We start from the raw sequence: 19,847 nt of genomic DNA, 5'->3' as shown, positions 1-19,847 counted from the left end.
ACAGTGGCCGGCATGTCACACGCCGGGCCCGGACGTCGAACGTCGGCAAGACCACGCCGGCCCGGGCCGGCACGCATCGTCCCGGCCGTCTGTGGCATCCTCCGTCCCATGGCGATCAAGGCTTTGCTGTTCGATGTCGACGGGGTGTTGCTCGATTCCACCGCGACGCATCGACGGATCTGGGACGCCTGGTCGCGCATGCGCGGGCTGGACGGAGACCTGGTGTGGAGCCTCACTCACGGCCGTCGGCCTGAGGACACCGTCCGCGATGTCGCCCCCGACCTCGACCCCGCCGCTGAGCGCGGGGTGTTGAACCGGTTGATGGTCGAGGAGGGTGACGCCTTCCCGGCGGCGCCCGGGGCTGCGGCCCTGCTGGGCGAGCTGGACCGGCGGCCCTGGGCACTGGTCACCTCGGGCAGCCGGACCCCCGTTCACCGGCGCTTCCGGCTCGCCTCGCTTCCGTTGCCCCCGGTGCAGATCTACGGCGAGGACGTCGAACGGTCGAAGCCGCATCCCGAGGGCTATCTCAAGGCCGCCGAACTTCTCCTGATCGATCCGGTCGACTGCGTCGTGATCGAGGACGCTCCTCACGGGGTGGCCGCCGGGAAGGCGGCGGGGTGCACGGTGATCGCCGTGGCCACCACTCACGCTCCCGGTGAGCTGGCCAAGGCGGACGAATGCTTCCCCTCACTTGAGGAGGCGGCGCCGTACCTCCTATCGCTGAGTGCTGCGGCGGCGGTACACGGCCACTGACATCGCATTCGACCGGTACCGCTCTGGTTCGGGGAAGACCTACCGGTCCGGACGGCATGCCCGTTGCGTATCCGTCAAAGAAGTGACCACAGGGAATCACGGTCACCAGCTCGGTAACCAGACGCGATGAGGGATTCCCGAGCCGACAGCGCGGGTTCGGTTCCCGTCTCCCGTTCCAAGGGTGAAGGCGGGTCCGGGTTCTGTCGTCCCTTTCAGGAGAGATCTCGCAGCCAGGAGACAATGGCCGCCCCGATTTGGTCGGGAGCGTCTTCCTGAACCATGTGGCCACCCGTGATCGTGATGTGTGCCTGATTCGGCCATGACCGGGCAACGGCCCGGTGCGTTTCGAACATCGTTCCTGGAACCGCCTCGATGAACAGCTTGGGAACCGAGGACTCGGCGAGCCACTCCGCGTAACGCGTGATGACGTCGTGAACATCGCGTGGTTCGCCCGCGACGGGAACCTCGCGAGGCCAGGTCAGCGTCGGCCGTCGTGACTCGCCCGGTTCCGTGTAGGGACGGCGGTAGACGGCCGTCTCCGCCTCCGACAGTCCTCGCAGCACCAGGACCACCCGCTCACGCACACCGAGGGCCTGAAGGAACGCGTCGAGATAACGGCGATGCTCGACGAAGCGGTATGAGCCCGGCCCGCCGGCCGGAAGTTTCGCGGAATCGCCCATCCCGATCAGGTCCGGGGCTATGCAGCGCCCTTTGCCCGCCAGGTACGGGATTACGTTCCGCCATACGTACGACGACGTCGGGTTGCCGTGAAGAAAGACGATCGGATCGCCTTCTCCCTCCTCGACGTATGCCATTTCAAGCCCATCGACCCCAACACGACGCTTCCGGTACCGCTCCTCAGCCGAGGTCATGACTCTCCTCATTTCCGTGGATTCTCACTTCGGTCGGAGATTCTGCGGCACGACCCGGGTCTTGCCACAAGCCCCTCGGTGCGTCATAGTGTGCGGCCGCTGTCGGCCGCGGCCTCACGAGGGACCCCGGCGACGTGCGTCGCGAGGGCCAGGGAGGCGAGGGCACCGGCGAAGGGCGGACGGCCGGTGGAGGAGGCGGCCGACGCGGCCGTGGCGATCACCCTCGATGGACCTGGTTGTTGATGATGCAACACCGAGCCCTCGCCTACTACGATCTCCCCATGTCCGAGCGCGCGAACGTCAGGAATCTCGTCCCCATAGCCGAGCTGCTGTCTTATCGCCTGTCACGCACATCGGCGGCCCTCTCCCGCAGCGCGGCCCTGCGCTACCGCCGCGAGTTCGACGTCACCCTCGGCGAGTGGCGGGCGATCGCCCTGATCGCGTCCGATCCGACACTCACCCTGAACCGGTTGGCCAGGCGCGCCGGCCTGGACAAAGCGCAGATGAGCCGCATTGTGACCAAGCTGACGGAGCGGGGTCTGGTCAACCGGACCGCGGGGTCGGGGCGGACGTCCCAGCTGGCGCTCACCGAGACGGGCGTGGAGGTCTACCGCGGCCTCATACACGCGGCGAACGAGCGCGACGCGACGTTCCTCGCCGTCCTGTCCCCGGAGGAGCAAAAGGTGCTGGTGCGGGCGCTCGACAAGCTCGCCGACCTCGCGCTGGACATGGAGCACCAGGAACGCGACCACACAAACGATCCCTAGAGTGTTGACAACGTCAACAGATTTGCGTACTCCTAGAGCCAGCACGAGGAGGTGGCTCGATGACCGACGCGATCACTGTCTGCGCGTACGTCGCCCCGGGCGGACCACAGGTCCGGCGCACCGACTCCGGGACGGAGGAAGCTTGATGGACCTCAGAACGGCGTGTCCTGTCACCGCGCACGAAGCGCTGGACCGCGCCGCGTTGCTCGCTCCCGACGTCGAGGCGGTGGTCACCGCCGAAGAACGGATCACCTACGCCGAGCTGGCCGAGGAGGTCGCCCGCATCCGCGCGGCCCTCACCGCCGCCGGCATCGGGCACGGTGACCGGGTCGGCGTCTGCCTCGGCAACGAGCCACGCTGGGTCGCCCTGTTCGTCGCCCTCGGGAGCGTCGGAGCCGTCACCGTCCCGGTGAACACCCGGTTCACCGCCGGTGAGGTGGAGTACACGCTGCACCACGCCCGCATCTCCACCCTGTTCGTGGCCGACCGGGTCCTGCGCGTTGACTTCATCACGATGCTGCGCGAGATCGGCATCGGTCACGACGGGACCCCGGCCTGCCCGGCCCTGCCCGAGCTCAGGTCGGTCGTCGTACTCGGCGAAAACGTCCCCGAATGGGGGACCGCGTGGTCGGACTTCGTCGAGGCGGGGAGCGAGGTGGGCACCGTACCGCCCGCCGCCGACCCGGACGACGTCCTGCTGGTCCAGTACACCTCCGGCACCACCTCGCGGCCCAAGGGCGTGCTGCTCACCCACCGCAGCATGTGCGCCGACGCCTTCTTCGCCGGGGTACGCCTCGGTCTGCGCCCTGGCGATCGCTACCACAGCGCGCGGCCGTTCTTCCACGTCGCGGGGAGCACGCTCTCGGTGCTCGCGTCGATCCAGCACGCCACCACCCTGGTGACCATGGCCCGTTTCGAGCCCGCCGAGGCGTTGCGCCTGTTCGAGGCGGAACGGTGCACGCACTTCTCCGGCAACGACACCATCGCGCTGATGCTGCTCAACCACCCCGACCGCGCCCGGCGGACGCTGTACCTGCGGGGAGCCTGGGTCGCGGCGTCCTCCACCGTGATCCGGCGCGTGATCGACGAACTCGGCGCCACCGAGTGTGTCGCCGCCTACGGCCTGTCCGAGGCCTCCCCCAACGTCGCGCTGTCCGCCTGGTGGGAGGACGAGGCCGTACGGGCCTCCGGCGCGATGCGCGTCCAGCCGGGTGTCGAGGTCCGCATCCGCGCCCTCGACGGCAGTCGTGACTGCGCCCCCGGCGAGCCGGGTTCGATCCTCGTCCGCGGCTGGAACGTCATGCGGGGCTACCTCGACGACGCCAAGCAGACCGCCGCGACCATCGACTCCGACGGGTGGCTGTTCACCGGCGACATCGGCGTCCTCGACGAGGCCGGGCGGCTGCACTTCGTCGGACGCACGAAGGACATCATCAGGGTCGGCGGGGAGAACGTCGCGCCCGCCGACATCGAGGACGCCCTGCACCGTCACCCCGGCGTCCACCAGGCCGCCGTGGTCGGGGTCCCCGACGAGCGGTTGATCGAGGTTCCCTTCGCGTTCGTCGTGCTCACCGAGTCCGGCGACGCCACCGAGGAGGAACTGCTCAGCTGGTCCCGCACGCACCTCGCCGGGTTCAAGGTCCCCCGCTATCTCCGCATCGTGGACGGGTTCGAGGACATCGGGATGACCGCGAGCTCGAAGGTGCAGAAGAACCAGCTCGCGGCCCACGCGCGCGGGCTGCTCGACCAGGAGCGCAGCGAGGTGGGGGCGTGATCTCCACCTCCGTCACCCGCCTGCTCGGAATCGACCTGCCGATCATCCAGGGCGGCATGTCCTGGGCCTCGTCCAACTCCGCCCTGCCGCTCGCCGTGAGCCGGGCCGGTGGACTCGGCGTCGTCGCCGCCGGCCCGATGCGGATCCCCGACCTGACACGCACACTCGACGAGATGGCCGCCGGGACCGACCGGCCGTGGGCCGTCAACCTTCCCCTCTACCGGCGGGGCGCCGACGAGGTGATCGACCTCCTCCTCCGGCGCAGGCCGCCGATCCTGATCGCGGCCCAGGGTGGGACGCAGCGCTACCTCGATCGCTTCCGCGACATCGGCACCACGTGCCTGCACGTCGTCGCGGGCATCGAGCACGCCCACAAGGCCGCTGCGGCGGGCGTCGACGGGCTGATCGTCGTCGGCGCGGAAGCGGGTGGCCACCCGCCGCCCGCCATGGTCACCACGCAGGTCCTCGTGCGCGCCGTCGTCACCGCGGTCCCCGGCGTCCCCGTCATCGCCTCCGGCGGCGTCGCCGACGGCGCGGGCCTCGCCGCGATGCTCGCCCTCGGGGCCGACGCCGCGCAGTTCGGCACCCGGTTCCTCGCCAGCCACGAGGCGGGTGTCCACCCGAACTACAAGGCCGCCGTCCTCGCCGCGACCGTCGACGGCACCCGGGCCGTCGGTCGTGGGCTCGGCGTCACCCGCGCGCTCGCGAACGAGTTCACCGCCCGAATGATCGAACTTGAGGAGTCCAACGCGGACATCGACGTGCGGGGCAAGGCGTTCCAGGCCTCGACGCTGCGGGACGCCGCGCTGTACGGCGACGTCACCTGGGGCAAGGCCGAGGCGGGTCAGTCCGCCGGGCTCATCCACTCGGTGCTCCCCGCGGCCGAGATCGTCGAGCGGATCGTCGCTGAGTACGTCGAGGCCTGTGAGCGGCTCCGCCCCCCGCTGTGACGGCCGCCGACACGCTCCGGAGCGCACCGTCGGCACCGGACGTGCGGCGATCACCCGATCCGGTGCCCGCTCAAATCACCTTGACAGCACCGAACCTGGCGGGATGCCATATGGGATCGGCAAGCTTTGCCCTTGAGGCAAGGGAGGTAAGTCTTGAACGATCCTGTTCAAGAGGCGCGGATCGGTCACGTCGCCACGGCGTTCGCCGGGTCCCACCGCGCCGTCTCCGTCTCGTTCATCCCGCTCCACACAACCAGCGTTACATCTGACGACCGGCGTACAGCCGCGCGCTTACTTACAGACCAGAGTCCGCCGTCGCGGACGAAACCGAGCTCGATGAGCCGAGCGGGAGCCACTGGCGCTGCCCCATCCGCGCCCGTGGCCTCCTCGCTCACCCTCGCCTCCGTCTTCCTCCGGTGAGGAGAACCATGATCAGCGACCTTTCCGAAGCCTCGATCCGTCAACCCGTCCACGGACTCCTCGCGGCCGCGGACATCGGTCTCACCAGAACCGATCCGCCGCCCGCCCTCGTCGGCCGCGTGGTCGTGCTCTACGACGACCACGGCACCCGCATCACGCACCGTTTCGGTGCGGACACCGTCACGTGGACGCGTAGCCCGGGGCGCGGAGACGACGTCTCGGCCTCAGGAGAGGGCCGCTACGACGCGTTCCGGGTCGCGGACGATCTCTTCTACGTACAGTTCCGCCACACCCAGACGCCGACGGAGTCCGTGAGCCTCGCGCTCGACTTCACGAGCGGGCACGCGCTTTCTGTGCTCACCCTGGCCGGCGATCCCTCACCGGGCCGGCCCCGGGTCCTGCAGTGCTTCGCCACGGCACGGATCGAGGGCGTCGAGTCGACCATGCTCCCGCCCGCGCCGTCCACCGCGCTCACCGGCCGCCGTGTGCTGTGGGAGTACGGCCACGACCGCGTGTACGAGCACATCTACCTCGGACCGCGGCAGTACGCCTGGCAGTGCCTGGCCGGTTCCGAGGAGGGGCTCGCGGACACCGACGAGTGCACCGCCTACGAACTGCGCCCCGGCATCTTCCTGTTCGCCTGGCGGGAGAAGGCGCTCCCCTGCGCGGCGGTGACGGTCGCCGACCACCGTGACATCCGCAGCGTCCGTTCGCGGGGCGTGCTGTTCGGGCTCGACGAGTCCCGGCAGGTCCTCGACCATTTCACGCTCGACGGGTTCGGCAGGCTGATCGGCACGACGGTCTATCCCGCCGAGTTCGACCCGGCGCGTTAGACCCGGTTTCCCGGGCCGGACGGCGTGTGCCGTCCGGCCCGGGCGCCCCATCACATAATAGATGAATTGATACATTACATCTAGTATCTAAGCTGTTTTCCCCTCGAAACGGCGTCACGCGCCCGGCCGGACGCGGAACCGGGGCCTACGAGCCCAGGGGCGCCGAGCCCTGGACGACTCCCCCTCACAGGCCGGTTTCCGCCGACACGGGGACGCGGCCGTTCCCCCCTGCCCGAGACCCGAAGGAATCCCGATGACCGTGACACCCGTCCCGTTCGACCCCGACCTTCTGCCCGCCTACGAGGCGCTCCACGTCGGCGGGGGCCCGCCGCTCGGCCCGGAGACCGTACGCGCGGGACGCGACGGCGGCGGGTCGATGACCAAGCCCATCGAGGAGATCCTCGGCGACCGTCCGGTGGAGTTCGAGGACCGGGTGATCCCGGGCCCGGCGGGAGCCCCCGACCTCACCGTCTCGATCCTGCGCCCGAAGGGCGGGGTCACGACGCCGGCCGCGCTGTACAACATCCACGGCGGCGGGATGTGCATGGGCAACCGGTTCTGGTCCATGGAGAGCTTCGTGGAGCTCGTCGACGTCTACGGGCTCGTCGCGGTCTCGGTCGAGTACCGGCTCGCGCCCGAGCATCCGCATCCCGCGCCGGTCGAGGACTGCTACGCGGGCCTCGTCTGGGTCTCCGAGCACGCCGGCGAACTGGGCTTCGACCCCGGACGGATCGTCGTGATGGGGCGCAGCGCGGGCGGCGGCCTCGCCGCGGGCGTGTCGCTGCTGGCGCGTGACCGGGGTGGGCCCGCCATCGCCGGGCAGGGGCTGTACTGCCCGATGATCGACGACAGGAACACCACGGCGTCGAGTCACCAGTACGACGGGATCGGCTGGTGGGACCGTAACAGCAACCTCTGGGGCTGGCGTTTCCTGCTGGGCGACGACGCGGGCGGCCCGGAGGTGTCCCCGTACGCCGCGCCGTCGCGGGCGACCGACCTGTCCGGTCTCCCGCCCGCCTACATCGACGCGGGCGCCTGCGAGGTGTTCCGTGACGAGGCCGTCGACTACGCGACACGCATCTGGGCGGTCGGCGGCCAGGCCGAGCTGCACATCTGGGCGGGGGCGTTCCACGGCTTCACGGAGCAGGCTCCAGGAACCACGGTCAGCCGGGCGTCGAAGGCCGCCCGGGGCTCCTGGCTCGAACGTGTCCTCGATCTCCCCCGCGCGACCGCCTGGGAGGCCGGGGACAGCGGGCCGGGCGGCGGGGCGCACGGGTGACGACCGTCGCGCTTTATACGCACCAGATTTGACATGTGATATATCAAGTATAGAATTCAAAGGAAGACTTCACGCAGCACCGCCGCCATCGGCCCCGGCGAGGACCGGGGCCGGGCCGTCCGGCGATCCCGACGAAGTGAGGAGCGATCCATGACGATGAACTTTCGCCCCGAAGACCTTGATCTGAGCGACTCGAAGCAGCGGCCTCTCGTACCGCCGAGTGCCACGCCCATCGAGCCCGCCGAGATTCTCACCCGCAACCGCGTCCTGCACATGAGCGAGGACAAGAAGTTCATCATCGGCACCTGGGAGTGCGCGCCCGGCTCGTCCCGTTGGGAGTACCCCAACCGGGAGGAGTCCATCTACGTGATCTCCGGCAGCATGACCGTGCAGGAGGACGGCGGCGAACCCGTCAAGCTCACGCCCGGGTCGAGCGCGGTTTTCCCCGTCGGCTGGAACGGCACCTGGACCGTCCACGAGACCTTCCAGAAGGTGTACCACATCTACCGCCTCTAGTTTCCGGCGCGGGAAAGGCCCGGAAGCCGCCACAGCGGCTTCCGGGCCTTCGGCGTTTCGCGCGCTACTCGCGGACGGGAAAGTGGCAGGCGTTGAGCACGCCCAGCCCGGTGCGGTCGAGCAGTCCGGGCTCCTCCTCCGCGCACACGTCGGCGGCCTTCCAGCACCGGGTGCGGAACCGGCAGCCGCTCGGCGGGTCGGTCGGGCTGGGGACGTCGCCCTCAAGGATGATCTCCTTCCTGGAGCCGCGGGAGCCGACCTCCGCCGAGGGGATGGCGCTCAGCAGTGCCTGCGTGTACGGGTGACTGGGATCGGACAGCACCTCGGGGCCCGCCTCGACGATCCGGCCCAGGTACATCACCAGCACGCGGTGGCTGACGGCGCGCACGACGGCCACGTCGTGCGCGATGAGCAGGTAGGCCAGTCCCAGCTCGTCCTGCAGGTCCATGAGCAGGTTGATGATCTGGGCCTGGATCGACACGTCGAGCGCGGAGATCGGCTCGTCGAGCACCAGCACCCGCGGCTTCAGCGCGAGCGCGCGCGCGATGCCGATGCGCTGCATCTGCCCGCCGGAGAACTCGTGCGGGAAACGGTTGGCGTACACGGGCTGGAGCCCGACCATCTCCAGGAGTTCCTCGGCCACGTACTTGTCCCGTGGGAGCCCCTGCACGCGCAGAGGCTCCTCGATGATGTCCCGCACCCGCATCCGCGGGTTGACCGACGCGAACGGGTCCTGGAAGACGATCTGCACCTCCCGCCGCAGCATCCGCATCTGGCTGCGGCTCGCGGTCCTCAGGTCCATGCCCTTGTACCGGATGGACCCGGCGGTCGGGCGGGCCAGCCCGACGAGTGACCGTGCCACGGTCGACTTGCCGCACCCCGACTCCCCGACGAGCGAGACGGTCTGGCCCTTGTGCAGGGTGAAGTCCACGCCGTCGACGGCGTACACCGTCTCGGCGTACCGGCCGCGTCTGCGCCTGCCGAGCGGGAAGTGGACCTTGAGTCCCTCGATCCGCAGCAGTTCCTCACCGGCCGGTTCCGCGGGATCCACCACGTCTTGTTGTGTGCTGTGGAACATCAGTTCCGACTCCTCACCGTCGAGCACGAGCGCGGGGACACGCTCAGGGGGTGACCTCTTCAAGGAAGTGGCATGCGGACCGGTGGTCGTCCGTCGGCGCCGGGCGCAGCTCCGGCTGTTCCAGGAGACACCGCTCCCGGTCGCCGCGGAGAGTGCACCGGGGCGCGAAGGAACATCCGGGGGGCAGGTCCGTCGGGTTGGGCGGAAGGCCGTGGATCGGCGTGAGCCGCCGCCGGACGGAGTCCGCAGGCAGCCGGCTCGGCGTGCACCGGAGCAGGCCGACGGTGTAGGGGTGCTTGGGGTTTCCCAGCACCTCCTCGACGGTGCCCATCTCCACCACCCGCCCCGCGTACATGACCAGGACGCGGTCGACGTTCTGTGCCACCAGGCCGATGTCGTGGGTGATCAGCATGATCCCGACGTTGGTGCGCTGCTGTACCTCGCGCAGCAGCCGCATGATCTGCGCCTGGATCGTGGCGTCGAGCGCGGTGGTCGGCTCGTCGGCGATGAGCACCTTCGGGTCGCAGCTCATCGCCATGGCGATCATCACCCGCTGCCGCATGCCGCCGGACAGCTCGTGCGGATACTGCCGGGCGCGCCGCTCCGGCGCCGGCACCCCGACGGCCGCGAGCAGTTCGACGGCCCTGCGCCGGGCCGCCTCCCTGTCGGCCTTCGACGGCCTGCGCCGGTGGGCCAGGATCCCCTCGGCGATCTGCGCCCCGATCCGGTGGACCGGGTTGAGCGAGGTCATCGGATCCTGGAAGATCATCGCCACGTCCGACCCGCTCGCCGCCCGCAGGCTGCGGCGGTCCAGCGCCAGCAGGTCCTTTCCGTCCACCTGGATCTCGCCGGACACGACCTTGCCCGGGGGCTTCGGGATCAGCCCGAGGATGGACATCGCGGTCACGCTCTTGCCCGACCCGGACTCGCCGACGATCCCCAGTGTCTCTCCGGCACGCAGGTCGAAGCTCACATCGGTCACCGCCGCCACGGTCCCGCGCTTGGTCGTGAACACCGTCGTCAGGTTCCGCACGGACAGGCATCCGTCCGGCGCCGGGGTCCGCGGATGTTCGTGGATTTCGGACTCGGTCACGTCGGTCATCGACACACCTTCGGGTCGGCCGGTCTCCGGCAGGTCAACTGTTCGCGGTCCGGGGGTCCAGGGCATCCCGCAGCCCGTCACCGAGGAGGTTGAAGCCCAGGGCGGCGACGAAGATCGCCAGTCCGGGCACCAGCGAGAACAACGGGTCTGTCTGCAGGTAGGTGGTGCCGTCGCGGAGCATGCCACCCCACGTGGCCGTGGGGGGCGGCAGGCCGAGGCCGAGGAAGCTCAAGCCCGCCTCGATCCGGATCGTCACGGCCGCGGTCATGCTGGCGATGACCACCATCTCGCTGCGCAGGTTGGGCCAGATGTGCTTGTACAGGATCCACGGCGCCCGCGCGCCGAACACGATGCTGCTCTTCACGAACTCCCGCTCCCGGAACGCCAGGGCGGGACCGTGCGCGAGCCGCGCGAACACCGGGATGATCCCGATCACGATCGCCAGCGTGATGTTCCAGACTCCCTGCCCGAACAGGGCGACGAAGAGCAGGGCGAGGATGAGCCCGGGGAACGCCATCTTCACGTCGACGATCCACATGATCACGCGCTCGGTCTTCCCTCGGAAGTAGCCGGCGATCATCCCGACCGGAATGCCCACGGCCATCCCCAGCAGCACCGACGACACCCCGATGACCATCGAGACCTGGGTGCCGTAGATCAGCCGCGTGTAGATGTCCCGGCCGAACTGGTCGCGGCCGAGCCAGTGTTCGGCGCTCGGCGGCTCCAGCTGGGCCGCCAGATCCTGCTGCGCCGGGTCCTGGGAGGTGAACAGGGCCGGAAAGAGCGCGACGAACACCAGAAAGGTGATTATCAGCCCGCCGATGATCAGCAGCGGATTGAGCCGGCGCAGTCCCCTCCTGCGGGGCTGCGAGACATATCGTGAGCCGCCCTTGTCCGGCGGGGGGACGGCGGCGGTCACCACCGCTCCCGAGTCGTTCGTCGTCATGCTCGTACCGGCATTCGTGTCGTCTCGACGTCGCTCGGGCGCCGAGTGCTGTGGATACGGAGCGGCCGGATGCCTGTCGGATCCATGGAGGACCTCACACCGTCTTGGTTCGGGGGTCGAGGACGTGGTAGAGGGCGTCGACGGCCGCGTTCACGAGGACGATCACCGTGGTGATCACGATGATGCAGCCCTGCACGGTCGCGTAGTCACGTGCCTGCATGGCGTTGACCATCAGGCTGCCCAGCCCCGGGCGGGCGAACACCGTCTCGATGAGCACCGCGTCCCCCACCAGGGTGATGAACGAGATGCCGGCGATCGGGACGAGGGGAAGCGAGCCGGGCTGGAGCACGTGGCGCACCAGGACGCGGCCCTCCCGCACCCCTTTCGCCCGCGCCGTACGGACGTGGTTCTCCCCGATGACCTCGACCATGAGCGAGCGGGTGATTCGGGAGGTGTAGGCGGTGCTCACGATCCCCATGGCCAGGGCGGGCAGCAGGATCCGTTGCAGGTTCGCGCCGAGATCCGCGAAGGAGGCGACCCCGTTGGTCGGCAGACCGAGTGGCAGCGCGATGAACAGGATCAGCAGCACGGCGACGAAGAAGCTCGGGAAGGACAGCCCGATCAGCGACAGGATCCGCCCGATGACGTCGGGCGACCTGTCCTTCCACACCGCTTCCACGATGCCGAGGGTGATGCCGCCGAGCTTGCCGATGAGGAGTCCCGCCACCGCGAGTTCGAGCGTGTGCGGGAGCACACTCAGGATCGTCTCGCTCACCGGCAGGCCGTTGGTGAGCGAGTTGCCGAGGTCGCCCTGGGCGAGCTGCGTCAGGAACTTCCAGTACTGCAGGAACACCGGGTCGGTGAGCCCGAGCTTCTCGTTGAGCCGCGCCACCGCGTCCGGGGACGCGTCCTGGCCCAGGATGGCCACGGCGGGACCACCGGGGGTGAGCCGGATCAGGAAGAAGACTGCGGTGGAGACCACCGCCAGGGTCAGCAGCAGCCGCCCGAACAGCTTCAGGAAGTAACGCGCCATCAGCCGTTCTCCGCTCGTGAGGTCACGGGTGCGCCGCAGGCGGCTCGCGATGCCGCGAACACGTGGGCGAGCATGGGCAGGTTCTGTACGGAGGTCCGCGCGATGATCGTCGTGGCGACGCAGTTGTGCCACCGCGTCTCAAGGTCCCGCTGGACCTTCTCGGGCGGGCCGACCAGCGCGATCGCCTCGACCATCTCCGTGGGTACGGCGGCCGCCATGCCCTCGCGGTCACGGGCCTTGAACCGCTCGGTGATCTCCCGGCACGGTTCCTCGAAACCGAGCCGGGCGATGGAGTTGTAGTGGAAGTTCATGCCTTCGGCGCCGTTGGCCGCGACCTGGAAGGCGATGCCCGGCCTGAGCTCGTCGGCGGCCGTCTCGACGTCCGGCCCGAACGCGACGGCCACGCCGGGGGCCACCTCGAAGTTCTCGGGGCGTCCCCCGGGCCGGCGGCGGAACCCGGCCTCAAGCCGTTCCCGGTACCAGTGGTCGAACTCCGGGGAGAAGTTCGTCGGCAGCCAGCCGTCGGCGATCTCGGCGGCCAGCGAGATGTTCTTCGGCCCCTCCGCGCCCAGGTAGATGGGGATGTCGGTACGGGCGTCCCGGATGCCCGGACGGATCGAGCGCCCCAGCCCGGTTCCGCCGGTCGCCGGGAGCCTGTAGATCTCGCCGTTGTGGGAGACCCGCTCCCGCGCGAACGTGTCGCGCATGATCGCGACGTACTCGCGGGTCCACCGCAGCGGCCGTTCGAAGGGCATCCCGTACCACCCCTCGACCACCTGCGGGCCGGACAGTCCCAGGCCGACGACCACGCGCCCGCCGGAGAGCCGGTCCAGCGTCATGGCGGCCATCGCGGTCGCGGTCGGGGCGCGGGCCGCCATCTGCGCGACGCCCGTGCCGAGGCGCATCGTCCTGGTCTTGGCGCCCCACCAGGCCAGGGGGGTGAAGGAGTCGGTGCCGTACGACTCCGACGTCCACCCCGACTCGTAACCGGCGGCCTCGGCGACCTCGGCGGCTTCGGCACCCAGCGTGTAGATCGAGCAGGCGAGCTTATCGATCACTTGGGGCTCCTTCCGGCTCGGTCGCCGCCCGTGGTGTGGTCACCACTGGAAGTTCGCCCCGTTCTCCCGCCTGGCCAGCTGCGCGGTGCGCATGACCCGGTAGCCCGCCTGTACGGCGGCGCCGTAGGGGATGTCGGCGGACTCGTAGAAGAACCTCTTCGCCATGTGCACCGCGTAGGCCGGGTTCGCCGCGATCTGCCGCGCCACCTCCATGGCTCTCTCCTCAAGCCGTTCCGCGGGCACGACCTCGTTCACGATGCCGATCCGCAGGGCCTCCTCCGCGGGTACGCGCCTGCCGGTGACGAGCATCGACATCGCCGCCCGCGTGCCGACGACCTCGCGCAGCCGCGGGATGCCGTTGCCCTGGACCAGGCCGTGCGTGACCTCCGGGTGCCCGAACACGGCGTCCTCGCTCGCGATCACGAGGTCGGTGAGGTTCACGACCAGCGTCCCGAGACCCAGCGCGTAGCCCTGCACCGCCGCGATGATCACGGGCCGTGCGTACCGGAAGTTGTGCGACATCTCGGTTCCGGTGGACACCTCGAACGAGGGCGTCCTGCTCTGCCCTAAATGGTCGCCCAGCTCGCTGAGGTCGGTGCCGCCGCAGAACGCCCTGCCCTCGGCCCGCAGCACGACCGCGCGGCAGTCCTGCAGTTCGTCACCGGTGAGCACCGCCGCCAGCTGCCGGTGCATCTCGAAGTTGAACGCGTTGAGCTTCTCCGGCCGATTCAGTGTGATGACGCCGACGCCATCGGTCACGACCTGGAACTCGACCTCGGCCACTACAGCACCTCTCTTCCGCACAGCTTCTCCGCACCGCGTGGGATCAGCAGTCCTTCGCTTGGGCATCGACGGTGGACTTGTAACTCGGCTGCCAGTTGCCGGGAATCGTGGTCGGCGGCTCGACGCCGCCCATGGTGAACCCGCAGACCGCGCCGTAGGCCTGGTAGGCCACGAAGAGCGGCTTCGCCGCGGCGTCCGAGAGGATCTTGTCGTTGATCTCCTGCCACAGCCGCGCCTGCTCCGCGGAGTCGGACGTCTTGGCCGCCTTCTCGATCAGGGCGTCGGCGCCGTCGTACCCGCCGAAGTTCTGCGCCGGGTGCTTGCCGCCCCGTACGGCCGAGGGGCCGTAGAAGAAGTCCGTGTACGGGATCTGCGGCGTGGGCCGGTAGGAGATGAGGGTGAGCATGAGCGGCTCCTGGCCGGTCATGATCGCCGTCTGCCAGGTCGGCACGTCCACCGTCTTGATCTTGACGTTGACACCGATCGCCTTCATCTGGGCCTGGAGGACCTGGAAGGTGGTCGCGTTGCTGGGCGCGGTGACGGTGACGTCGAAGCCGTTGGGGTATCCCGCCGCCGCGAGCATCTGGCGGGCCTTGGCCACGTCGAACTCGTACGCCAGGCCTGCCTGTTCCACGTGGGCGTCGGGGACGCCGCCCGGCAGCTGGGCCCCCCACACGCTGAGCGTCGGCTTCGCGGTCCGCTTCCCGGTCAGGGTCACGTAGTCTTCGCGGTTCACCGCGTAGGCCAGCGCCTTGCGCACCTCAGGGTTGGCGGTCGGGCCGACCTTCGTGTTGAACAACAGGTACCAGGTGCCGAAGAGCGGAGTCTCGACGACCTTGAACCCCTTCCTGGAGTCGATGACCTCAAGGCCCTTGTCGCCGGTCGCGGTGGGCGACGCGACGTCGAGGTCACCGCCGAACAGGGCGGCCTGCCTGGCCGTGTCGTCCGCCATGAACCGGATGTCCCACCCGGCGGACAGCGGCTTGCCCAGGTAGTAGTCGTCGTTGGCCAGCAACGTGATGCGCTGGCCCGGGGTCCAGCTCTCGAACTTGAACGGCCCCGGCCCCACGGGGCGCTTGCCGAAGTCCTCGCCCTCGGCCTCGACCGCCTTCTTGCACACCACGAGCCCGCCCTGCCAGTTCGAGATCGTGGGCAGGAACGCGGCGGGCGAGACCGGCTGCTTCATCGTCACCTTCACGGTGCCTGCGTCCACCGCCTCGACCGTGTCGTAGGCGGCGAACACCGAGGCGAACGTCGACTTCTCGGGGTCGGCCGCCCGCTTCAGCGAGAACACCACGTCGTCGGACGTCAGGTCGTACGCCGGGGTCTTCTGGCCCGCGGGACACTTCACGCCTGTGCGGAGCGCGATCGTCCAGACCTGCTTGCCGTCCTGCGTCGCGGGCTGCGGGATCTCCTTCGCGATCCCCGGCTCGAACGGCGCCGTCGCGTTACCCGGCTGATAACGGACGAGGCCGTCGAACAACATCATCGACAGGCTGCGGTCGACCGGCTGTACGGCACGGACCGGGTCCATCGACGTGATGCCCTCGGTGGCCACGCCCCATCGGATGGTCGGCCGCTCGTTCGTCGCCGGACCTTCACCACCGCCACAACCGGCGGCCGCCAGTATCGTGACCAGCGCGGCAGGGGCAACAACCCTGCGTACCTTCATTGTTCGCTCCCATGTCCCGGGCACTGACCCGATTCCGAAAGTCCAAGGAATGATTGATAGGGGTCGTGCCGAGACGGCGGCGATCCCGTCCCCGAGTGATGGAAATCCGCGCTTGGCTGATTTCTCTTGCGGTATAGCCTTGAATGTTACACCTGAAATATCACATGTACAATGGCTATTCCGCGGCTCGGTTCTCCGTACCGGCCGGCGACCTCGTCACCCCGAGACCGCCGGTCATCGCCTCGCGGGTCATCAGGCTGACGTCGCGGGCGTACTCGAAGGCGTGGTCGTAGTCGAGCTCCTGGACGGCCCGGAAGACCCGCTTGGTGAGGCGGATCGCGGTCGGCGACTTCTCCGCCAGGGCCTGCGCGTAGCCGACGGCCTCGGTCATCAGGTCGTCGGCGGGGACGATCCTGGTGACCATGCCCATCGCGTGGGCCTCGACCGCGTCGAAGAACCGGCCCGACAACAGCAGGTCGAGGGCCTGCAGGCGCCCGACCACCCGGCTCAGGCCGACCGCCACCGTGACCGGGGCGATCCCGTGGTTGGTCTCGGGATAGCCGAACCGCGCCGTGTCGGCCGCGATGACGACGTCGCACGACACCGCGAGCGCGCAACCGCCGCCCACGGCGAACCCGTTGACCGCGGCGATCACCGGCAACGGCACCCGCGACAACCGCTCGTAGATCCGGTCGTTGTCGACCGCGTGCGCGTACCGGTCCCACAGGTCGTCAGGCCGGGGACCCGTCCCGGCCTCCTTGAGGTCGGCGCCCGCCGAGAACGCGGGGCCGTTGCCGGTGACGACGATCGCGCCGACATCCGGATCGGCGACCGCGTCGTCCACCGCCTGGTGGAAGCGCCGCATCATCTCGCCGTTCAGCGCGTTGCGGACCCGGGGACGGTTGAGGGTGATGACGCGCACCCGCCCTTCGGTCCGGCACAGCACCACCTCTGGGTTGTCAGTCACTCGTTCTCTCCTGACGTCGATGGAACATGGCTGGGATGGGAGGGATCAGGAGCCGACGAGAAGGCGCACGGGGTTGTCCACCATGATGGACTCGACGACCTCCCCGGGGACCCCGGCCTCCAGCAGGTCGGGCACGACCTGCTTCAGCGCGTACGCGTATCCGGGTCCTCCCGCGCCGGCGCGGTCCCCCGGGATGCACACGTCGTGGGAGATCAGCAGGTGCGACGCCCAGCCCCGGCGGATGAACTCCACCATGTTGCGGATGCGCCGTTCCTGCTGGTGGGGGTTGCGGGGGCCGTTGCGGTCGTAGCTCACCAGCGCGCCGCGCTTCGCGAGCAGCTCGTGGTAGTCGAGGTAGGGGTACATGTCGCAGTGGGCCACGGCGACCCGCCGCAGGTCGCAGCCCTCCTCCTCAAGCACGTCGAGCTGCCATCTCCCGACGTCGCTCTTCACCGCGTGCAGGACGAGCCCGAGATCGGTCTCCTTCTGGACCCTCGCCGCGGCGCGCAGCACCCGCTCCTCGACCGCGGACAGGTAGCCGTGGTCGGCCCCGATCTCGCCGATCACGCCCGGCCGGATGCCGTGCACCCCGGTCCTGACGTCCTCAAGGAGGATCTCGGTCAGCTCCGCGACGCTGACCTTGTTCATGTCCTCCTCGTAGAAGGACTCGCGGTACCAGCCGCAGCCCATCACGATGTGCACGCCGGTCTGCTCGGAGACCGAACGCAGCAGACCGGGGTTCCTTCCCAGGCCGTTGTTCGTGCAGTCGATGATCGTGCTGCCGCCCGCCGCCTTGAACTCCTTGAGGTCGGCCACGGCGTCCTCGGACTCGTCCAGGGTGGGGTCGGGACGCGGCCGGTCCTTGATGAGGTCGCAGACCACGTGCTCGTGCGGCAGGATCCGGCCCAGCTCCGACGCCGCGACCGGGCCGCGTACGGTCTCGACGGTCCGGACGTCCGCTACGCCGCGTGCCACAGGTCGTCCCTGTCGCTCTTGAGCGTCACCTCGGCGATGCCCTCCGGTGCGGCCACGAGCTCCACCTCGGTGAGCCGCTGGGCGTCCTCAAGGCTCCAGCCGGGCACGAGCTCGCGGACGATCGCCCTGCCGTCCTCCAGATCGATCACGCCGATGTCGGTGACCAGCCGGTCGACGCACCGCGGCGCGGTCATCTCCAGTTCGAGCCGGTTGACGAACCGCCGCGGGCGCGGCAGCAGCTGCATGGCGACGATCACCCGCCGGGCACAGAACGCGAGGTCCTGGGCGCCGCCGATCGCACCCGCGATCGCCCCGGGCAGCCAGAAGTTGGCGAGGTCGCCCTGCACGCTCACCTGGAACGCTCCCAGGATCGTCGCGTCGAGGTGACCGCCCCGGATCAGGGCGAAGGACTCGGCGTGGTCCATGACGACCATCCCGGGACGGGGGATGATCGGCTGCCGGCCTGCCGTGGCCAGCGACGGATCGACCTCGTCCTGGGTACGGGCCTGCCTGCCGTGCCCGAGGACGCCGTGCTCGCTGTGCAGGAAGATGTCCTCGTCGTCCTCGATGAAGAGGCTGCACAGCATGGGCACTCCGACGCCCAGGTTGATGACGTCTCCCTCACGGAAGTCCTGTGAGATGCGTCGCGCGATTCCAACCCTGGTCAGGGATGGCGCGGAGGGGTGTTGAGCTGGCGTCATAGCCTGGCCGGGGGTTCGGGCCCAGTGTCCCCCGAACTCCTTTCCCGAGGATGGATTCACCCGAGGCCGCCCGACCGCCTCGGTCCTGGAACTCGCTGGACCGCTGGTCACCTCACCATGAGGCGCCTGTCACTCAGGACGATCCGGTCCACGTACGGACTGGGGGTGACGATGTGCTGCGGGTCCAGGTAGTCGACGACCTCCTCGACCTCCACGATCGTCACGTTGCCGCTGCCGGCCACGACGGGGTTCGTCGTCCTGGCGCCGTGCCGGTAGACGAGGTTGCCGAACCGGTCGGCCTGGTAGGCGGAGATGATGGCGAAATCGGGGCGCAGCGCCGTCTCAAGAACGTGCGGCACGCCGTCGAAGTGACGGATGTCCTTGCCCGCGCCGATCTTCGTGCCCGCGCCGACCGGGGTGTAGACACCGCCGAGACCCGCGCGCCCGCAGCGCAGCCGTTCGCACAGACTGCCCTGCCCGATCAGCTCGATCTCCACCTCGCCCCGCCGGACACCCGCCTCCAACGGCCCGTCGAAGTTCGGGTTGTTGAGCGAGGAGAAGGTGGTGATCGCCTTGCGCACCTGGCCGAGCTCGGCGAGGTACCCGACGGGGTAGACGCCGTCCTCAGGCTCCGGGATGTACGGCTGGCCGCCGCCGGGGACCCCGTACGACTGCGCGCCGGCGCGACCGCGGCCTGACTCACACGCGATGATCGTCAGGTCGCGCAGGCCGCGCTCGGCGATCGCCTTGATCAGGGTGCTCGGGACACCGGGCACTCCGACGAAACCGCCGAAAGCGATCATCGAACCGCTTTCGATGTCGGCGACGGCCTCGGCCGCCGACTCCACGACCTTGTTGATCATCTGGCACCTTCCGTGCGTTTCGACAACTTTGAGTAGGCGGTGGGCGCCGGGTCGCCGTTCGGCTGCTCCGACACCACGAGAAGGCGCACCCGTGCGGTGGCGTCCAGCATGTGGTCCCGCATGGCGACGTAGGCGGCGTCGGGATCACCGGCCTCGATCGCCTCCGCGATGGAACGGTGCTGAGCCGCGGACTCGGTGAGCCTGCCCGGCTGGCTGAGGTTGCGGAACCGCAGCAGGCGCACCCGCCCGTCGAGCACCGCGAACGAGTCTCGCAACCCGTCACTCCTGGCCATCGTGAGCAGTGCCTCACGGCGTTCCTCCAGCGCCCGCACGTATTCCTGGACGTCGTTGGAGTGAGCCAGCCGTTCGAGCTCGTCGAAGGTCCCGCGGAACGCGGCACGTTGTTCCCGGGTGCCGCGTACGGCGGCCCACGCGGCCATCATGGGTTCCAGCGCGGTCTTGATCTGGTAGACGTCGGTGATCTCCTGCGGGCTGATCTCCCGGA

20 protein-coding genes and 1 pseudogene are annotated in these 19,847 nt (G+C 69.3%); 7 read left to right on the top strand and 14 right to left on the bottom strand.

From position 1 onward, the window contains the following. Window positions 1–108 precede the first annotated feature (108 nt). Complete coding sequence (locus tag ABT340_RS31795) at window positions 109–753, top strand: HAD-IA family hydrolase (RefSeq protein WP_352014564.1); 645 nt, start codon at window positions 109–111, stop codon at window positions 751–753. A 212-nt stretch (window positions 754–965) separates the two neighbouring features. On the opposite strand, the gene ABT340_RS31790 is transcribed toward ABT340_RS31795, so the two are convergent. Continuing rightward, window positions 966–1,625, bottom strand: a complete 660-nt coding sequence (locus ABT340_RS31790) for an alpha/beta fold hydrolase (protein ID WP_352014563.1) — start codon at window positions 1,623–1,625, stop codon at window positions 966–968. Window positions 1,626–1,708: 83 nt separating this feature from the next. After that, window positions 1,709–1,846, bottom strand: a complete 138-nt coding sequence (locus tag ABT340_RS31785; protein WP_352014562.1) for a hypothetical protein — start codon at window positions 1,844–1,846, stop codon at window positions 1,709–1,711. A 60-nt stretch (window positions 1,847–1,906) separates the two neighbouring features. Between ABT340_RS31785 and ABT340_RS31780 the strand changes: the two genes are divergently transcribed. From ABT340_RS31780 to ABT340_RS31755, 6 genes are all read left to right on the top strand, one after another. After that, window positions 1,907–2,392: a MarR family winged helix-turn-helix transcriptional regulator gene (locus tag ABT340_RS31780; protein ID WP_352014561.1), complete on the top strand. Its 486-nt coding sequence runs from the start codon at window positions 1,907–1,909 to the stop codon at window positions 2,390–2,392. Window positions 2,393–2,537: 145 nt separating this feature from the next. After that, window positions 2,538–4,166 carry an AMP-binding protein gene (locus tag ABT340_RS31775; RefSeq protein WP_352014560.1) on the top strand — a complete coding sequence of 543 codons (1,629 nt, stop codon included), beginning with the start codon at window positions 2,538–2,540 and terminating at the stop codon, window positions 4,164–4,166. Then, complete coding sequence (locus ABT340_RS31770; protein WP_352014559.1) at window positions 4,163–5,116, top strand: NAD(P)H-dependent flavin oxidoreductase; 954 nt, start codon at window positions 4,163–4,165, stop codon at window positions 5,114–5,116. The genes ABT340_RS31775 and ABT340_RS31770 overlap by 4 nt, the downstream gene beginning before the upstream one ends. 428 nt (window positions 5,117–5,544) lie before the next feature. Continuing rightward, window positions 5,545–6,369, top strand: coding sequence for a MoaF C-terminal domain-containing protein (locus tag ABT340_RS31765; RefSeq protein ID WP_352014558.1), 825 nt, complete (start codon window positions 5,545–5,547; stop codon window positions 6,367–6,369). Between the two features lie 253 nt (window positions 6,370–6,622). Next, on the top strand, window positions 6,623–7,648 hold the full coding sequence (locus ABT340_RS31760; RefSeq protein ID WP_352014557.1) for an alpha/beta hydrolase: 1,026 nt from the start codon (window positions 6,623–6,625) through the stop codon (window positions 7,646–7,648). A gap of 150 nt (window positions 7,649–7,798) precedes the next feature. Continuing rightward, a complete protein-coding gene (locus ABT340_RS31755) occupies window positions 7,799–8,164 on the top strand; it encodes a cupin domain-containing protein (RefSeq protein WP_352014556.1) in 366 nt (121 codons plus the stop codon). Between the two features lie 64 nt (window positions 8,165–8,228). Here the strand turns inward: ABT340_RS31755 and ABT340_RS31750 are convergent. From ABT340_RS31750 to ABT340_RS31695, 12 genes and pseudogenes are all read right to left on the bottom strand, one after another. Beyond that, a pseudogene (locus ABT340_RS31750) lies at window positions 8,229–9,074 on the bottom strand (ABC transporter ATP-binding protein); the annotation flags it as partial. 211 nt (window positions 9,075–9,285) lie between these two features. Next, window positions 9,286–10,344: an ABC transporter ATP-binding protein gene (locus ABT340_RS31745; RefSeq protein WP_352014555.1), complete on the bottom strand. Its 1,059-nt coding sequence runs from the start codon at window positions 10,342–10,344 to the stop codon at window positions 9,286–9,288. A gap of 34 nt (window positions 10,345–10,378) precedes the next feature. Next, window positions 10,379–11,290 carry an ABC transporter permease gene (locus ABT340_RS31740; RefSeq protein WP_352014554.1) on the bottom strand — a complete coding sequence of 304 codons (912 nt, stop codon included), beginning with the start codon at window positions 11,288–11,290 and terminating at the stop codon, window positions 10,379–10,381. A 94-nt stretch (window positions 11,291–11,384) separates the two neighbouring features. Further along, window positions 11,385–12,323, bottom strand: a complete 939-nt coding sequence (locus ABT340_RS31735) for an ABC transporter permease (protein WP_352014553.1) — start codon at window positions 12,321–12,323, stop codon at window positions 11,385–11,387. After that, a complete protein-coding gene (locus ABT340_RS31730; protein ID WP_352014552.1) occupies window positions 12,323–13,381 on the bottom strand; it encodes an LLM class F420-dependent oxidoreductase in 1,059 nt (352 codons plus the stop codon). The genes ABT340_RS31735 and ABT340_RS31730 overlap by 1 nt, the downstream gene beginning before the upstream one ends. Before the next feature lie 39 nt (window positions 13,382–13,420). After that, window positions 13,421–14,185: an enoyl-CoA hydratase/isomerase family protein gene (locus tag ABT340_RS31725; RefSeq protein WP_352014551.1), complete on the bottom strand. Its 765-nt coding sequence runs from the start codon at window positions 14,183–14,185 to the stop codon at window positions 13,421–13,423. Between the two features lie 22 nt (window positions 14,186–14,207). Continuing rightward, entirely contained in the window at window positions 14,208–15,722 is a 1,515-nt protein-coding gene (locus tag ABT340_RS31720) for an ABC transporter substrate-binding protein (protein ID WP_352014550.1), read from the bottom strand. A gap of 289 nt (window positions 15,723–16,011) precedes the next feature. Continuing rightward, the gene (locus tag ABT340_RS31715) at window positions 16,012–16,803 is read right to left on the bottom strand and encodes an enoyl-CoA hydratase/isomerase family protein (RefSeq protein WP_352014549.1); all 792 of its coding nucleotides are present in this window, start codon (window positions 16,801–16,803) and stop codon (window positions 16,012–16,014) included. 45 nt (window positions 16,804–16,848) lie between these two features. Continuing rightward, the gene (locus ABT340_RS31710; protein WP_352014548.1) at window positions 16,849–17,778 is read right to left on the bottom strand and encodes a phosphotriesterase family protein; all 930 of its coding nucleotides are present in this window, start codon (window positions 17,776–17,778) and stop codon (window positions 16,849–16,851) included. Continuing rightward, window positions 17,763–18,479: a CoA-transferase gene (locus ABT340_RS31705; protein ID WP_352014547.1), complete on the bottom strand. Its 717-nt coding sequence runs from the start codon at window positions 18,477–18,479 to the stop codon at window positions 17,763–17,765. The genes ABT340_RS31710 and ABT340_RS31705 overlap by 16 nt, the downstream gene beginning before the upstream one ends. A 107-nt stretch (window positions 18,480–18,586) precedes the next feature. Next, window positions 18,587–19,342 carry a CoA transferase subunit A gene (locus ABT340_RS31700; protein ID WP_352014546.1) on the bottom strand — a complete coding sequence of 252 codons (756 nt, stop codon included), beginning with the start codon at window positions 19,340–19,342 and terminating at the stop codon, window positions 18,587–18,589. Further along, a partial coding sequence (locus tag ABT340_RS31695; protein ID WP_352014545.1) for a GntR family transcriptional regulator occupies window positions 19,339–19,847 on the bottom strand: 509 nt, incomplete at its 5' end. The genes ABT340_RS31700 and ABT340_RS31695, both read right to left, overlap by 4 nt.

The organism is Streptosporangium sp. NPDC000239 (assembly GCF_040300765.1).
Taxonomy (GTDB): Bacteria; Actinomycetota; Actinomycetes; order Streptosporangiales; family Streptosporangiaceae; genus Streptosporangium.
Note: the sequence above shows the minus strand (reverse complement) of the source record. Positions and strands in the feature narration are given on the sequence as shown.

Excerpts from the sequence above, each read along its gene's own strand:
- ABT340_RS31745 (WP_352014555.1), bottom strand. The coding sequence starts at position 10,344 with ATGACCGACGTGACCGAGTCCGAAATCCACGAACATCCGCGGACCCCG.
- ABT340_RS31765 (WP_352014558.1), top strand. The coding sequence starts at position 5,545 with ATGATCAGCGACCTTTCCGAAGCCTCGATCCGTCAACCCGTCCACGGA.
- ABT340_RS31705 (WP_352014547.1), bottom strand. The coding sequence starts at position 18,479 with ATGACGCCAGCTCAACACCCCTCCGCGCCATCCCTGACCAGGGTTGGA.
- ABT340_RS31775 (WP_352014560.1), top strand. The coding sequence starts at position 2,538 with ATGGACCTCAGAACGGCGTGTCCTGTCACCGCGCACGAAGCGCTGGAC.
- ABT340_RS31760 (WP_352014557.1), top strand. The coding sequence starts at position 6,623 with ATGACCGTGACACCCGTCCCGTTCGACCCCGACCTTCTGCCCGCCTAC.
- ABT340_RS31755 (WP_352014556.1), top strand. The coding sequence starts at position 7,799 with ATGACGATGAACTTTCGCCCCGAAGACCTTGATCTGAGCGACTCGAAG.
- ABT340_RS31735 (WP_352014553.1), bottom strand. The coding sequence starts at position 12,323 with ATGGCGCGTTACTTCCTGAAGCTGTTCGGGCGGCTGCTGCTGACCCTG.
- ABT340_RS31790 (WP_352014563.1), bottom strand. The coding sequence starts at position 1,625 with ATGACCTCGGCTGAGGAGCGGTACCGGAAGCGTCGTGTTGGGGTCGAT.
- ABT340_RS31700 (WP_352014546.1), bottom strand. The coding sequence starts at position 19,342 with ATGATCAACAAGGTCGTGGAGTCGGCGGCCGAGGCCGTCGCCGACATC.
- ABT340_RS31740 (WP_352014554.1), bottom strand. The coding sequence starts at position 11,290 with ATGACGACGAACGACTCGGGAGCGGTGGTGACCGCCGCCGTCCCCCCG.
- ABT340_RS31795 (WP_352014564.1), top strand. The coding sequence starts at position 109 with ATGGCGATCAAGGCTTTGCTGTTCGATGTCGACGGGGTGTTGCTCGAT.
- ABT340_RS31780 (WP_352014561.1), top strand. The coding sequence starts at position 1,907 with ATGTCCGAGCGCGCGAACGTCAGGAATCTCGTCCCCATAGCCGAGCTG.